Here is a 14,366-nt window from a genome sequence, read left to right on the forward strand (position 1 = left end):
CCCACCTTATTTTAAGTTTTCAGGATTTAACGCCTGAAGCGATTGAGGGATAAATCGCCCATCCTTCCGAATGAGATTGCCGTCAAAATAAATCTCACCGCCACCATAGTCTGGACGTTGAATCATGACAATATCCCAGTGAATTGCCGATTGATTTCCATTCGATGCTTCTTCATAGCATTGCCCTGGGGTGAAATGCAAGCTTCCATCGATCTTTTCATCAAAAAGGATATCTTTCATTGGATGTTGAATATATGGGTTTACACCGATGGCAAATTCCCCGATATATCTGGCCCCTTCATCTGTATCTAGTAGTTGATTAATCCGCTCACTATCATTTGCTTCTGCATGGATAATTTTCCCGTCTTTAAAAGTGAATGAAATATTTTCATATGTGTAACCTTGGTAAGGTGATGCAGTGTTGTACGAAATCGTTCCATTAACGGAATGACGGACTGGTGCTGTATAAACTTCCCCATCTGGAATATTAAACGTCCCCGCACATTTAATCGCAGGAATTCCTTCAATGGAAAAATGTAAGTCAGTGCCTGGGCCAGTTATATGAACATTTTTTGTTTGATTCATCAGATGAACAAGTGAATCCATCGCTTGACTCATTTTTCGATAATCTAAGTTACATACATTAAAATAAAAATCCTCAAACGCTTCAGTACTCATATTGGCAAGCTGTGCCATTGATGCATTAGGGTAGCGCAGGACACACCATTTCGTTTTTGGAACACGAATTTCACGATGGACTTTCGTGCCTACTGTTTGACTGTATAAGGACATTTGTTCATTTGGCACATCAGTATGTTCCGAGATGTTATCTCCAGCTCGTATGCCGATATAGCCGTCCATGTGGCTCATGACATTCGCTTCGAATTGAGCTTGTAATGAAAGTTGATCTTCAGAGGCTTTCATCAATAGAGAGCGGTCTACCTGATGATCTTTAAGTAATACGAATGGTTGCCCTCCTACTTCATAAATTTCATTCACAAGGGCAGTGACAAGTTCACGTTGGAGACCGAAATTTTCAATAAGAATTCGCTCTCCTTTTTGAACATTCACTGAATAAGTAACTAAGTTATGAGCTAATTGTTTAATACGTGGATCTTTCATAATTATCTCCTTTATTATTTTATTTGCAAAATGTGATCGATCATATTGTATCTTAGCTATTGTATCAAAATCTTTAGTAGAAGATCTAATAGCACGTTCGAAATAGTTAAATAGGGTACACTTTTAAAAAAGGATAATTATTTACAGGAGTTTTACGGTATTTCACGAATTAATTAGTATAATAAATGTTTAGAATGTTACAATTAAGGTTATGAAAGAATATAACGAGGAGGTGATCGATAGTGGAAATAATTTTGTACATAAGTGCTTTAATTTTTGCAGTGGCTTTTACAGTACTGACAATATATATAGTGAAGACTGCAAAATCAGCAGACCGCACGTTAAAACATCTAGAGGAAACGATGGCAGCGATGAAGGTTCAAATCAATGGAATTTCGAATGAGACAGAAAAACTACTTCATCGAACGAATGAGTTAGCTGAGGATATTCAGGAGAAATCGCAATCTATGAATTCAATTTTTGCTTCTGCAAAAGAACTTGGAGATTCTATTAACCAAATTACTCATTCAATTCGTCATATGTCTACAACGATAGCGAGTCAAGCTAACAGGAAATCAGATCAAGTTGCTCAAGTCGTACAATGGGGTAGTGCAGCTTTAGATCTTTATTCAAAATACAAAGAAAAGAAAAATGCAACTAAAACAGAGGAGGATTAATATTATGAGTGATATGAACACGAAAGACTTTTTAATTGGAACGTTGGTTGGTGGAATTGTGGGAGCCTCGGTTGCACTATTTCTTGCTCCAAAATCGGGGAAAGAGTTACGTAATGACCTAACGGAACAGGCACAGCTAGCAAAGGAAAAGACAAGCAAGTTTACATCGACTGCATATGAAAAAGGTAGTGAATGGGCTACATACGCAAAAGATAAATCGTCTACAATTGCTAAAGCTGTATCTGAACAATCAAACCAAATTGTTGGAAAAGTAAAAGAAGTAGCGAATCAAGCTCAAACGACCGGGGAAGAATTAGCAGAGGAATTGAAAGAAACTGTGGAAACAGCTCATTCAGAAGTGCAAGATCAAGTTCAACAAGATGTTGAACAAAGTAATGAAGCAAAGGCTTAGAATGATGAAATATAGAAAGGATGTACGTTTAAACGTACATCCTTTTATATATATTTACAGGAGTCAAATAAAAGAAATTACAGGAGCTATGGGTTAATTAAAGGGAGAGCGTCCGCATAGCAATAGCATCGCACGCCACTAATAACTAAAAACACTCCCACTTTTTCTTATTTGATCTGAATTTGATCGCCATGTTTTAATTCACTTGTAAATGTTGCTTTTTCGTTATTTAGTAAAATAGAAACGTTTTTCCGGATAAGGATGATACATCGATATCAATGATTGAAAAGATATCTTGCAAAATAAACGGTTCAGATTGATGCGTTATTGTATGAAGGTGGTCACCGTTTTTAAGCTTTTCATCTAATGATACTTTCTTACCCTCACGTGTAAACGATAATATTGGCTTTGATAATTGAACAGGGTTTTGATTAAATGTTACTGTTATTTGTTGCATCGCTTCAAGTTGATGAATTTTTATGACATCTATGATGGTGTAATCATCCTGTGATACATTTGGAATTTCGAGCATGATGTGATCATCTTGTTTAATGGCTGTTTGTAAGCTAGCTTTATTCCATTGACCGTAATGTGTGGAATATGTTGATTCAAGCTTATGTGCTTATTATTTACTTTTAGTGTAAAAGACTCAAACATAGCAAGCGAGTATCCACAATGCTGAAGAAGATCCTTCATAGTAGCAATTTGTTCAATTGTAATATAATCTCTATCTTCTACGTTTTCAGACAAGGACGCCATTTGGCCATTTCGTTTAATAGTAGCCTTTAATGATACAGGCTTTTCATTTACGTATACAGTCATGATAGGCTCATCTTCAATTAATTCTTTAATAGTAATCGTAGCTTCCTGTCCATCTTGTCCTTTTTCAACAGTTAAACAATCTTTTGGTTTTAAAGGATCGTCCAAGCTAGTTGGTTGACCGTTCTTTAAGATAAGGGGAGGTGTACCGTGCTCTCCTGGAATTGAGATCAATCGTCCTTGTACGGTAATCATTTTCGCTAATCCAGGTTTCCCGTATAGTTTTACAAAGTCTACACCAGCAGCAAGTAATCCATCACCGACTGTTAACGTTTTTACATCAAATAGTCGTAGTGTACGATCGTTAACTGTGACACTTATGTATTCAATTGGATTTTCTTTTGCTGCAATCGCGATTCCTATTGGTGTTACCAATTCCGGACCGTACAGCTTTTGTTCTTCTTTTTGTAATTGTTTAATCGCATCAGCTCCACGTATGGCCACTCTGTTAGTTGGTAATTGAAGAATAGTGGCAACATACTCAGGAAGTTTAGGCGTTAAACTCCCGCCACCTACTAACATGACTGCCTTTGGAGAACGGCCATTAAGGCGAAGGATTTCATCACTAATCGAGTGTGCTAATTGTTGAATGGCTTCTTCAATCGGTTCAATGATGTCAGCTTTACTATAAGTAGTCTCCATCCCGAGAATGTCTGTTATTGTAATCGATTCTTCTGTCAATAATTGACGTTTGACCTTCTCTGCATCAGGGAAGTCAAGGAGGAAATGGTCACTGATGGCTTCGGTAATTTCATCACCTGCTACGGGAACCATTCCGTATGCGGTTACGGTATTTTCTTCTGTTATCGCAATATCAGACGTACCAGCACCGATATCAACAAGAGCAACATTCAGTCTTCTCATTGATGGGGGAATTAGGACGTTTATAGCTGCTATCGGTTCAAGCGTTAACGCTTCAAGTTCTAAATTCGTACGTGCTAAAGCTGCGAGTAACGATTCAACGACTACCTTAGGTAAAAATGTTGCTATTACCTCGACTGATGCCTGTTTACCAATTTGATCGACTAAACTTCCAATTGGTTCATCATCAAGTAAATAATTAAGAACAGAATAGCCAACACAATAATAATCAGCGCTTGAATCAGTGCGTTCATTGGCGATTTTGTATTGAGCTTGTTGAACAGCACTTAATTCAAGGTGCAATACATCATCTCGAGTAAGCATCGGTTTTGTATCAATATCAATAGTCACTTTTGATCTAATCGTTTTTAGTGAACGTCCAGCAGCTGCCACACATACTTTTTTTAAAGGACCGTGTTTTTCTTCTAATGCTTGCTTAATTTCTTCTATAACCTTTGCTACAGATGGAACATCATGAATTTGTCCATCAAGCATCGCACGTTCATCATGTTCTTTTGTATAAGAGTCTAATAAAGAAAAATACTCCCCTTCTTGCTGAAGCAATAAACCTACGACAGATCGCGTTCCAATGTCTAGAGCAAAGAGAGGAGTTGCTAATTGAGTCGTTGTCATGAAGATCCACACCTTCAATTGAATTTATCATTATTTCATAAGAGGAGCGTAACGTGATTAGTAAACGCTGATAGTAAATGCTCCTTTATGCTTATATTTTACTAGAGTTTAGGGAAAAAAGTAAGAAAAAAGATTGCAATAACACTTTAGTGCTTAAAAGCGTTTAATTAATAAAGAAAAAAGTCGTGACATTCTTGATAATTTCCTATATAATTACGTTAAATTCTTAAAAGAAGCCAAAGATAAAGGGAGAGTGGAGAAAGTGAGTAACAATAAAGTCGATTTGTTAAGGGCAGAATTAGATGAGGTGAATCTGAAGCTTCTTGATTTAATTAATGAACGCGCAAGCCTTGTACAAGAAATTGGTAAAGTAAAGGGAACACAAGGTGTTAATCGATTTGATCCTGTGAGAGAACGCAGTATGCTTGATCATATTGCTGCAAATAATAATGGACCATTTGAGACGTCAACTTTGCAACATATTTTCAAACAAATCTTTAAAGCTAGTCTTGAACTACAAGAAGAAGATAATAGTAAAGCGTTGCTTGTATCTCGTAAAAAACATCCGGAGAATACAATTGTTAATCTTAAAGGTGAACAAATTGGTGATGGAGAGCAACGTTTAATTATGGGTCCTTGTGCGGTTGAAAGCTACGAGCAAGTTTATACAGTTGCAAAGGCGTTAAAAGAGCGTGGAATTACCTTATTACGTGGAGGAGCTTCAAACCTCGTACATCACCTTATGATTTTCAAGGTCTTGGAGAGGAAGGGCTACAAATTCTAAGAAAAGTAGCTGATGAGTTAGGGATGGTTGTAATTAGCGAAATTATTAATCCTGCTCATGTTGAAATGGCGTTAGATTATGTTGATGTCATCCAGGTAGGTGCACGAAATTCACAAAACTTTGAATTGTTAAATGCTGTTGGTACTGTTGATAAGCCAGTATTGCTTAAGAGAGGACTTTCAGGAACAATTTCAGAATTTATTCATGCAGCTGAATATGTTGTTTCAAAAGGAAACGGACAAGTGATGCTTTGTGAACGTGGTATTAGAACGTATGAAACTGCGACACGTAATACACTTGATATTTCGGCAGTACCGATTTTAAAGCAAGAAACACATTTACCGGTTTTAGTAGATGTGACGCATTCTACTGGACGCCGCGATTTATTGTTACCATGTGCAAAAGCAGCACTAGCAATTGGTGCTGATGCTGTTATGGCAGAAGTGCACCCAGATCCAGCTGTAGCTCTTTCTGATTCAGCACAGCAAATGGATATCGATCAATTCAATGCATTTATTGATGAATTGCAAGCTTCAGGATTGTACAAAAGATAATAATTAAAAGTATAATGCCAAAAGGGATGAAATGTCCTTTTTGGCTTTTTTGAATTGAGCATATCCAATTGTGAATTCGTTGTAATGGATTACATATTTCAAAAGGCTGGTCGCTTTCAATTTTTAGGATGCTTAATCATACGCCTAAGTTTATAGGAAAAATAAGTGGGTTACTCGTATGGAAAGATATACTATTGAAAAAAATGAAAATAACATGAAAATATTTTCATTCTTTGTCGATATAAGTAGTATAAGACATTGCGAACGTCTACTTAGTGTCGTATGATAACTATAATTAGGATTGTAAAATAAGGAGGATAACAGTGAACACGACTATTTATGACGTAGCAAGAGAAGCAGGAGTATCAATGGCAACCGTATCACGTGTTGTTAATGGTAATCCGAATGTAAAACCAACAACAAGAAAAAAGGTATTAGAAGCAATTGAAAGATTAGGTTATCGCCCTAATGCTGTTGCACGGGGTCTTGCTAGTAAGAAGACAACCACTGTAGGGGTTATTATCCCTGATATTTCAAGCATTTTCTTTGCCGAGCTAGCACGCGGCATTGAGGATATTGCGACAATGTATAAGTACAATATTATTTTATGTAATTCAGATCAGAACAAAGAAAAGGAAATTCATCTAATTAATACGTTACTTGAAAAACAAGTGGATGGAATTGTATTTATGGGTAGCCAAATAACAGATGAGCATGTGACAGAGTTTAAACGTTCACCAGTCCCAATTGTATTAGCGGCAACATTTGATCAAGGCAAAGAGATTCCGTCAGTTAATGTTGATTATCAACAAGCTGCATATGACGCGATTACTCATTTAATTGATAATGGTCATAAGGAAATTGGCATGGTTTCTGGAGCGTTAGAAGACCCAGTTAATGGCTATCAAAAGTTTATGGGTTATCGCAAAGCTATTGAAGAAGCAGGATTACCATTTAACGAAAATTTAGTGAAAATTGGAGATTATACGTACGATTCTGGCATTGAGGCAATGAATCATTTCCTAGACACGGATCAGAAGCCGACCGCTATTTTTGTTGCAACCGATGAAATGGCTTTAGGTGTTATTCACGGTGCTCAAGACCGTGGACTAAAGATTCCAGAAGATGTTGAGATTATTGGTTTTGATAATACGAGATTAGCGACAATGATTAGACCTACACTTTCAACGGTCGTTCAGCCAATTTATGATATTGGTGCTGTATCAATGCGATTATTAACGAAGTATATGAATAAAGAAGAAGTGAGTGATCAAACAGTCGTATTACCTCATCGTATTGAATTAAGACAATCGACTAAATCATAATACAGATACGTACGTAAAAAGAGACAGGGAGAGGAATATGAAGAAATTTGATTTAATGCCGGTAATAGGCATATTCCTAGGAATTACGGTCCTATTATTAGCCATTTTTAATAATGCAGGTGCTGGAGGAATTGTTTTCTTCATTCAAATTGCGTCCATTCTAATTGTTGGTGGGGGAACAATATCAGCAGTCATCATTTCATTTTCATTTCAAGAGGTAAAGTCAATCCCGAAGGTGTTGAGGGAGTCATTTCAATTACAAAAACAAGATTTAAATGATTTAATAGACACGTTTATTGACCTTTCTGGAAAGGCAAGGAGAGAGGGATTGTTATCGTTAGAAGCAAGTGCTGATGAAGTGGAGGACCCTTTTATTCGTAAAGGTGTTTTGCTCGCAGTTGATGGAATTGAACCAGAAGTTATTAAAGACATTATGATGGCAGAAGTCGTTGCTATGGAAGAACGTCATAGAAAGGACGAGCTCTGTTTGAGAAGGCAGGGGAATTTGCTCCAACATGGGGAATGATTGGAACGGTTATAGGTCTTGTTCTAATGTTGCAAAACTTAGATGACCCTGCTACATTAGGGCCTAATATGGCAATCGCTTTATTAACGACGTTATACGGGATTGTTTTAGCTAATTTAATCTTTATTCCTCTAGCAAATAAATTAAATAATAAAACGGATGAAGAAGTATTTGTAAAACAAATTATTATTGAAGGTGTCATTGGTGTACAATCAGGGCAAAATCCAAAAATTTTAAAAGAAAAGTTAAGTGCATTTATTAGTGAGAAAGATAAAAAAGAAGATGTAGGAGAAGAAAATGTTGAATCATAGACGGAAGAAGGAAGAAAAAGGTGCTCCGAAGTGGATGGTGACTTTTTCTGATTTGATGACGTTGATTCTCGTCTTTTTTATACTGTTATTTTCAATGTCTGTCGTTGATGCACAGAAGTTTAGGGCAATTGCTGAATCGTTTCAACAACGACAAATTTTCGATTTTATGCCATCTGCAATAGAATTTGAGGATCCGAACGAAATTAGGGACAGTGAATTAAATGATCCTGAGGATACGGAACTTAAGGAAAATGATGAAGATGATACAGAAGAGCCTGTTGAGAATTTGAATGAAGTACAGATGGATGAATTGTTGGAAGAGGTTACGGAATTTCTCAATGAAAATGACTTAAATGATTTAATTTCTGCTACAAGAGATGATCGTGGAGTCGTATTAGTTTTGCAAGAGCAATCATTGTTTGAATCTGGAGAAGCAGACTTATTAGATGATGCTCAATTAATATTAGATAAAGTAGGGAGCTTATTAGAAGTTATTCCTAATATCGTTAAAGTCGAGGGGCATACGGATAGTAGACCAATTTCCACGTATCGTTACCCATCAAATTGGGAGTTATCCGGAGCACGAAGTAGTAGTGTGATTCGCTATTTAATAGAGGAGTATGACTTAGAAACTAGTCGTTTTATATCTACAGGCTATGGAGATACCAGACTCTAGTAGAGAATACAACTGAAGAAATATGAGTCAAAACCGTAGAGTTGTGATTGTTATTTCAGATCCAGAAAATGAAGAGAACAATCTATACTAACAATAAGGTGCCTTTTAGGTTGTTTCAAACCTAGAGGCACTTTTAGCTATGAGGGGGTTGTAATTAGTGAAAATAGCGATTATAGGAGCGATGACAGAAGAAATTACGGCTTTAAAACAAGAAATGTCGATTCACAAATCAGTTGAGATCGCTCATGTTGAATTTTATGTAGGGTCAATGTTTAATAGGGAGATCGTTCTTTGCAAGTCAGGTGTAGGTAAAGTAAATGCGGCATTAACGACACAAATATTAATTGATCGCTTTGGAGTGACTCATATTATTTTTACTGGAGTTGCAGGAGCAGTAGATGAGCAATTGGATGTAGGTGATATCGCCATTTCAACACATGCTATGCAACATGATATTGATGCACGTCCATTAGGGTTCAAAAAAGGTCAGATTCCAATGTTTGCTGGTTCTTCTGACTTTCAGGCAGACGGTTATCTTACTGCATTAGCAGAAGAATGTTCAACGGTATGTAGAGGTCGTACCATTGTAAAAGGTCGGATTGTTAGTGGAGATCAATTTATAGCAGATCCAATAAGAGTGAGCGAGTTAAGAGAAACCTTTTCTGCTGTTTGTGTTGAAATGGAAGGAGCTGCAGTTGCACAAGTAGCATCATTAAATGCGATCCCATTTGTCATTATTCGATCTATTTCAGATAAAGCAAATGGAGAAGCATCAATGAGTTTCTCACAATTTACTGCACTAGCAAGTGAGCAGTCACGTTTAATTGTTTCTAAAATGATCGAGAACATTTGATTTATGCAAAGGGAATTAGATTGTTGTTTTTATATAGTTAGAAATATTGAACGATCTATTGGAAAAAGTGGAGGTGCCACCTCCACACTATAGATACTAGTCATTAGAAGAAGACTGACGCATTTCATTACGAATATGGAAAAGAGCCTTCTCCAGCGTCGTTGCATTTTTTTCTGAAATAATAGCTTTTCGCGGGATATGAGGGATAGAGTTAATCTCATCCTCCCAAGTCTGAATAAGTGGTGTACTCGTATACGGCTGCCATTTTTTTATCCATGCCTCGGGCAATGTATCTGATAGACTTGATGTCTGCTTAGTCATTTCTAACCAAATTAGAGACCAAGCTCGGGGTACAACATTCCAAATGTCATAACCACCTCCACCGACAGCGATCCATTTTCCATTACAACAATGATGTGCAATTTCATGGGCGATTTTGGGTATTTTTTTATATGTTTTCATTGATGAGCAAAGATGGGTGAGCGGATCTAAAAAGTGAGCATCAGCTCCATTTTGTGTAATGATCACATCTGGTTTAAAAAATTCCGCTACTTCCCTAAATGCAGTCTCATACAATTGGAGAAACGATTCGTCTTCTGTAAAGGCATCTAATGGAATATTGATAGAAAAGCCGTATCCTTGACCATTCCCCTTCTCGTAAACTTGACCAGTACCAGGAAATAAATATCTTCCTGTTTCATGTAAACTTAACGTACAAACGTCAGGGTCATCGTAAAATGTCCATTGTACACCATCTCCATGGTGAGCATCTGTATCTACGTATAATACACGTGCATCATATTTGCGGCGTATATACTCTATTGCAATGGAACTATCATTATAAATACAAAATCCGGAAGCTTTAGCCTTAAAACCATGATGTAAACCCCCGCCTAAATGGAGAGCGTGTTTGAATCTCCCTTCCATTACTTCATCTACGGCTTGTAATGTTCCACCAACAATTAAAGCTGCAGCATGGTGCATGTTGGGGAAAATAGGTGTATCCTCTGTTCCTAGACCATATCCTTGTGCTATTTTTCCATTACTAGCATTTTTCACTGCTTCAATATAGTCTTCCTGATGCACTAGAGCAATTTCATCATCCGAAGCTAATCGAGGAGCAATGACATCTTGTTCTGTAATCGCTTGTAGTGATTGTAGCAAATCATATGTAGATTCCAGGCGAACATGATTAAAAGGATGATGATCGTTAAAGCGATAATCAAGTTGCTTCTTTGAGTAAATATACACACTATCCTTTTTCATTTTCATCACTCTGGTTCCTTTGGCCAAATAACATGATAGCCATTATTTTCAATCGTTTTCACTATTCGCCTCGGATCAATCGTTTGAACGCGAAATGCTAAAACTTTATACTTTTGGTCTGGATATGGATAGACGAGTACACTCGTAATCGTAATATTTAGATCTTTAAAAATTGTTGCGATATCAGCTAGCTTCCCTGTAATATTTTCTACCTTTACTTCAATATGTGAACTCGGCTGATGGGCTCCCATTAATTGAACAAGTGTATGCAGGATATCTGTTTCTGTAATAATACCAACTAACTGATTGTCTTGAACGATTGGTAAGCAGCCAATGTGGTGTTCATAGAACAAAATGGAAGCTTCAGCTACAAAGTCTAATGGATGGGCAGTAATAATAGTTCGAACCATAATTGTTGATAACGGTTTAAGGAAATCGTCTAAATGATCAGTTGAATGGAATATAGAAGGACTTGCATCACGTATATCACGATCTGAAATGATTCCGACAAGTCGATTCGCTTCATCGACAATCGGAATATGTCTAATTTGTTTTAATTCAATTAACTGCATGGCGTCTTTAATCGTATTATTTTCTTTTAATGTAAAAACGTTTTTCTTCATAATTTGCTTAATTAGCATAGTTAACAACCTTTCTCATTTATCTTAATACATAAAGCGATTATGAAAACGAATTTGATCGAATTTTTGAATTGATTCTTGACTTACACGTCTGCCGATGCGAGCCATTAAACAATTAGCTGGATGTGAACAAATCTCTGGATCATCAGTAGCAATCCAATAAAGCCCACCCGCATTCATCATTTTCTCCATCATATTGCGATATTCCCAAACGTCTAACCCACTTCCCTTTAGATCCCAGTGCCAGTAATATTCTGTCGTGATAATAATATAATCTTCCATTGAGTCATCTTTCATGGAAAATTCCAATAATGTTTTACCTAATTTTGCCCCGCGGTATAGAGGGGCGATTTCTATCGCTCCAAGTTCAATGAGATTATCCATCTGCCCCTCTGACCATCGTTCTAAAGGGTCAGGATACACAAATGTGACATAGCCAACAACGGTTTGACCATCACAAATGATATTAATTCGACCCTCAGGAAGTTCGGCAATTTCAATCAATGCTTCTTTTTGTTCCAATGGCGGTCGAAAGGATGTTAAATCTTCATGGAAGTCTAAGTCGCTTAAACGATTAGGAGATACAGGACCTTCAATAAGAAGTTCATTTTCATTGAAGGGAATTTTCATAGAAAAGTAGGTTTTTATATGCTTCATTTTGGCTACCACCTTTAAATGTAGAGGGATTAAAATCTATTCATCATAATGTTTAAGTAATTTTTCTCATAAAAAGTTAACGTCTGCTGTTTGAATTTGGATGCGTTTTCAGTTACTATTATAATGTAAATTGAAAACTTATCAATAGAGGGGAAGATGTGTGATGAAAATGCAAGCGCTTCCGTCTGAAAAAGGAACATATAATCTTTCACATTATGAAAATGTAAATCAATCATTTAATTGGAAAGATGTTGAGAGAACGTTCAGTTGGTCTAAATCAGGAAAAGTTAACATGGCTTATGAAGCCATTGATCGGCATGCTGAAAACGGTAAAGCAGATCAAATAGCACTTTACTATAGTGATGCAAAACGTGATGAATCTTATACGTTTAAGCAATTAAAGCAATATTCGAATAAAGCGGCAAACGTATTAAAAGATGTCGGTGTTAAAAAAGGAGATCGTGTTTTCATTTTTATGCCACGTTCACCTGAGCTTTATTTTGCTTTTTTAGGTACTTTAAAAATTGGAGCAATTGTTGGACCGTTATTTGAAGCGTTTATGGAAGGTGCAGTTAGAGATCGTTTAGAGGATAGTGAGGCAAAAGTACTTGTTACGACGCGACATTATTAGAGCGTGTGCCAGTTGCTGATCTTCCGCATTTAGAAACCATCTTTATTGTTGATGATCAATTTATAGAACAGGACTCTTACTTAAATTTTAATAAGCGAATAAATGAGGCTAGTTCAGAATTTAATATAGAATGGGTAGATCGCGAGGACGGTCTTATCTTACATTACACGTCAGGTTCAACTGGAAAACCGAAAGGAGTTTTGCATGTACATAATGCAATGCTTCAACACTATCAAACCGCTAAATGGGTATTAGATTTAACAGATGATGATGTTTATTGGTGTACAGCTGATCCAGGCTGGGTGACAGGAACATCCTATGGTATTTTTGGACCTTGGCTAGCAGGTGTGACGAATGTGATTCGTGGAGGCCGCTTTAGTCCACAAGATTGGTATGAAACATTAGAGCGATATCAAGTGACAGTATGGTATAGTGCACCGACTGCATTTCGTATGTTAATGAGTGCCGGTGAACAGGTCGTAAAAAAGTATAACCTCTCATCACTTCGTCATATTTTGAGTGTTGGAGAACCATTGAATCCAGAAGTTATTAAATGGGGAAAAAAGGTATTTGATTTACGAATTCATGATACGTGGTGGATGACAGAGACAGGGGCTCAGATGATTTGTAATTATCCATCTATGGAAATTCGTCCGGGCTCAATGGGGAAACCAATTCCAGGAGTTGAAGCAGCAATTATTGATGATCAAGGTAATGTATTACCACCGAATCGGATGGGGAATTTAGCATTAAAGACTGGATGGCCGTCGATGATGAGAGCCATTTGGAATAACGAGCCTAAATATGATAGTTATTTTCGAATAGATGGCTGGTATATTTCCGGGGATTCAGCTTATATGGATGAAGATGGCTATTTTTGGTTTCAAGGACGTATTGATGATGTCATCATGACAGCAGGGGAACGTGTTGGACCATTTGAAGTAGAAAGTAAGCTTGTTGAACATCCAGCAGTAGCAGAGGCTGGTGTCATTGGGAAACCAGATCCGGTTCGAGGAGAAATTATTAAAGCGTTTGTAGCATTAAGGGATGGATATGAAGTGACGAAGGAGTTAGAAGAGGACATTCGTACATTTGTGAAAACAGGGTTAGCTGCTCATGCTGCTCCTCGCGAAATTGAGTTTAGAGCAAAGCTACCGAAAACGCGAAGCGGCAAAATCATGAGACGTGTATTAAAAGCATGGGAATTAGACTTACCTACAGGAGATTTGTCGACGATGGAAGATTAATTGTTATCGCCTTATAGCAAAGCCTAACAAGATTGATCTGACCCAATAAAGTTAGAGAGGACTTGAGTTCGATACTCTATCGGACTTAGGTCTTTTAATTTTGTCTTCATATTCGTTTGTAATTATAATAATAGATATAATCTACTAATTCTCTTTCAAGGTATTCAAGTCTCTCAAATTCTTGTAGATATAAAGTAGTTCGGAATTTATCATGCCAAAGAAGAATGATTCCTCCGTGACAATCGTATAGATTTACCCATCCCAATATAAATGAAGGAGAAATATTCTTTCTGGAGATCACAATAGCTTACAGGATCACTTAGATTTCTAGTTTTTATTCGGCATTAGAAATTTCGCCATAAAAAACACCC

General features: G+C 36.9%; 12 protein-coding genes and 4 pseudogenes. 9 read left to right on the top strand and 7 right to left on the bottom strand.

Annotated features, from left to right (window positions below; all coding sequences use genetic code 11):
- Window positions 1–6: 6 nt before the first annotated feature.
- Window positions 7–1,122 (bottom strand): aminopeptidase, encoded by a 1,116-nt coding sequence (locus JCM19034_RS04630; RefSeq protein ID WP_062047693.1) that lies wholly within the window; start codon window positions 1,120–1,122, stop codon window positions 7–9.
- Between the two features lie 242 nt (window positions 1,123–1,364).
- Here JCM19034_RS04630 and JCM19034_RS04635 point away from each other — a divergent pair, with 242 nt between their 5' ends.
- Entirely contained in the window at window positions 1,365–1,799 is a 435-nt protein-coding gene (locus JCM19034_RS04635) for a DUF948 domain-containing protein (protein ID WP_062047695.1), read from the top strand.
- Between the two features lie 4 nt (window positions 1,800–1,803).
- On the top strand, window positions 1,804–2,211 hold the full coding sequence (locus tag JCM19034_RS04640; RefSeq protein WP_062047698.1) for a YtxH domain-containing protein: 408 nt from the start codon (window positions 1,804–1,806) through the stop codon (window positions 2,209–2,211).
- Window positions 2,212–2,440: 229 nt separating this feature from the next.
- On the opposite strand, the gene JCM19034_RS24630 is transcribed toward JCM19034_RS04640, so the two are convergent.
- Window positions 2,441–2,743 (bottom strand): hypothetical protein, encoded by a 303-nt coding sequence (locus JCM19034_RS24630; RefSeq protein WP_370621814.1) that lies wholly within the window; start codon window positions 2,741–2,743, stop codon window positions 2,441–2,443.
- Window positions 2,698–4,524 carry a cell division protein FtsA gene (locus JCM19034_RS04645; protein WP_370621815.1) on the bottom strand — a complete coding sequence of 609 codons (1,827 nt, stop codon included), beginning with the start codon at window positions 4,522–4,524 and terminating at the stop codon, window positions 2,698–2,700. Before JCM19034_RS04645 ends, JCM19034_RS24630 begins: the two co-directional genes overlap by 46 nt.
- 307 nt (window positions 4,525–4,831) lie before the next feature.
- On the opposite strand from JCM19034_RS04645, the pseudogene JCM19034_RS04650 reads away from it, so the two are divergent.
- The 5 genes and pseudogenes from JCM19034_RS04650 (at window position 4,832) to JCM19034_RS04670 (ending at window position 9,553) form a co-directional block, all read left to right on the top strand.
- A pseudogene (locus tag JCM19034_RS04650) lies at window positions 4,832–5,862 on the top strand (bifunctional 3-deoxy-7-phosphoheptulonate synthase/chorismate mutase).
- A gap of 323 nt (window positions 5,863–6,185) precedes the next feature.
- Complete coding sequence (gene ccpA / locus JCM19034_RS04655) at window positions 6,186–7,187, top strand: catabolite control protein A (protein WP_062047700.1); 1,002 nt, start codon at window positions 6,186–6,188, stop codon at window positions 7,185–7,187.
- Between the two features lie 37 nt (window positions 7,188–7,224).
- Window positions 7,225–8,024: pseudogene (gene motP / locus JCM19034_RS04660) on the top strand (flagellar motor protein MotP).
- Window positions 8,011–8,791: pseudogene (gene motS, locus JCM19034_RS04665) on the top strand (flagellar motor protein MotS). Before motP ends, motS begins: the two co-directional pseudogenes overlap by 14 nt.
- A 66-nt stretch (window positions 8,792–8,857) precedes the next feature.
- The gene (locus tag JCM19034_RS04670) at window positions 8,858–9,553 is read left to right on the top strand and encodes a 5'-methylthioadenosine/adenosylhomocysteine nucleosidase (protein ID WP_062047701.1); all 696 of its coding nucleotides are present in this window, start codon (window positions 8,858–8,860) and stop codon (window positions 9,551–9,553) included.
- Between the two features lie 96 nt (window positions 9,554–9,649).
- On the opposite strand, the gene JCM19034_RS04675 is transcribed toward JCM19034_RS04670, so the two are convergent.
- Genes JCM19034_RS04675 through JCM19034_RS04685 form a run of 3 tightly spaced genes read right to left on the bottom strand, consistent with a single transcriptional unit; the run spans window position 9,650 to window position 12,117 of the window.
- The gene (locus JCM19034_RS04675; protein WP_062048118.1) at window positions 9,650–10,819 is read right to left on the bottom strand and encodes an acetoin utilization protein AcuC; all 1,170 of its coding nucleotides are present in this window, start codon (window positions 10,817–10,819) and stop codon (window positions 9,650–9,652) included.
- Between the two features lie 5 nt (window positions 10,820–10,824).
- Window positions 10,825–11,460: an acetoin utilization AcuB family protein gene (locus JCM19034_RS04680; protein WP_062047703.1), complete on the bottom strand. Its 636-nt coding sequence runs from the start codon at window positions 11,458–11,460 to the stop codon at window positions 10,825–10,827.
- Window positions 11,461–11,484: 24 nt separating this feature from the next.
- Window positions 11,485–12,117: a GNAT family N-acetyltransferase gene (locus JCM19034_RS04685; RefSeq protein ID WP_062047705.1), complete on the bottom strand. Its 633-nt coding sequence runs from the start codon at window positions 12,115–12,117 to the stop codon at window positions 11,485–11,487.
- A gap of 163 nt (window positions 12,118–12,280) precedes the next feature.
- Here JCM19034_RS04685 and JCM19034_RS24635 point away from each other — a divergent pair, with 163 nt between their 5' ends.
- Both JCM19034_RS24635 and acsA read left to right on the top strand, forming a co-directional pair.
- Window positions 12,281–12,748 carry an AMP-binding protein gene (locus JCM19034_RS24635; protein WP_370621816.1) on the top strand — a complete coding sequence of 156 codons (468 nt, stop codon included), beginning with the start codon at window positions 12,281–12,283 and terminating at the stop codon, window positions 12,746–12,748.
- 5 nt (window positions 12,749–12,753) lie between these two features.
- On the top strand, window positions 12,754–13,995 hold the full coding sequence (gene acsA, locus JCM19034_RS04690; protein ID WP_370621817.1) for an acetate--CoA ligase: 1,242 nt from the start codon (window positions 12,754–12,756) through the stop codon (window positions 13,993–13,995).
- 23 nt (window positions 13,996–14,018) lie between these two features.
- Here the strand turns inward: acsA and JCM19034_RS22855 are convergent.
- A pseudogene (locus JCM19034_RS22855) lies at window positions 14,019–14,217 on the bottom strand (IS3 family transposase); the annotation flags it as partial.
- Window positions 14,218–14,366: the final 149 nt, after the last annotated feature.

The sequence above is a fragment of the Bacillus sp. JCM 19034 genome, from assembly GCF_001310635.1.
Classification (GTDB): domain Bacteria; phylum Bacillota; class Bacilli; order Bacillales; family Bacillaceae_D; genus Halalkalibacter.

Excerpts from the sequence above, each read along its gene's own strand:
- JCM19034_RS04680 (WP_062047703.1), bottom strand. The coding sequence starts at position 11,460 with ATGCTAATTAAGCAAATTATGAAGAAAAACGTTTTTACATTAAAAGAA.
- JCM19034_RS04675 (WP_062048118.1), bottom strand. The coding sequence starts at position 10,819 with ATGAAAAAGGATAGTGTGTATATTTACTCAAAGAAGCAACTTGATTAT.
- JCM19034_RS04640 (WP_062047698.1), top strand. The coding sequence starts at position 1,804 with ATGAGTGATATGAACACGAAAGACTTTTTAATTGGAACGTTGGTTGGT.
- JCM19034_RS04685 (WP_062047705.1), bottom strand. The coding sequence starts at position 12,117 with ATGAAGCATATAAAAACCTACTTTTCTATGAAAATTCCCTTCAATGAA.
- JCM19034_RS04630 (WP_062047693.1), bottom strand. The coding sequence starts at position 1,122 with ATGAAAGATCCACGTATTAAACAATTAGCTCATAACTTAGTTACTTAT.
- JCM19034_RS24635 (WP_370621816.1), top strand. The coding sequence starts at position 12,281 with ATGAAAATGCAAGCGCTTCCGTCTGAAAAAGGAACATATAATCTTTCA.
- JCM19034_RS04645 (WP_370621815.1), bottom strand. The coding sequence starts at position 4,524 with ATGACAACGACTCAATTAGCAACTCCTCTCTTTGCTCTAGACATTGGA.
- JCM19034_RS24630 (WP_370621814.1), bottom strand. The coding sequence starts at position 2,743 with ATGCTCGAAATTCCAAATGTATCACAGGATGATTACACCATCATAGAT.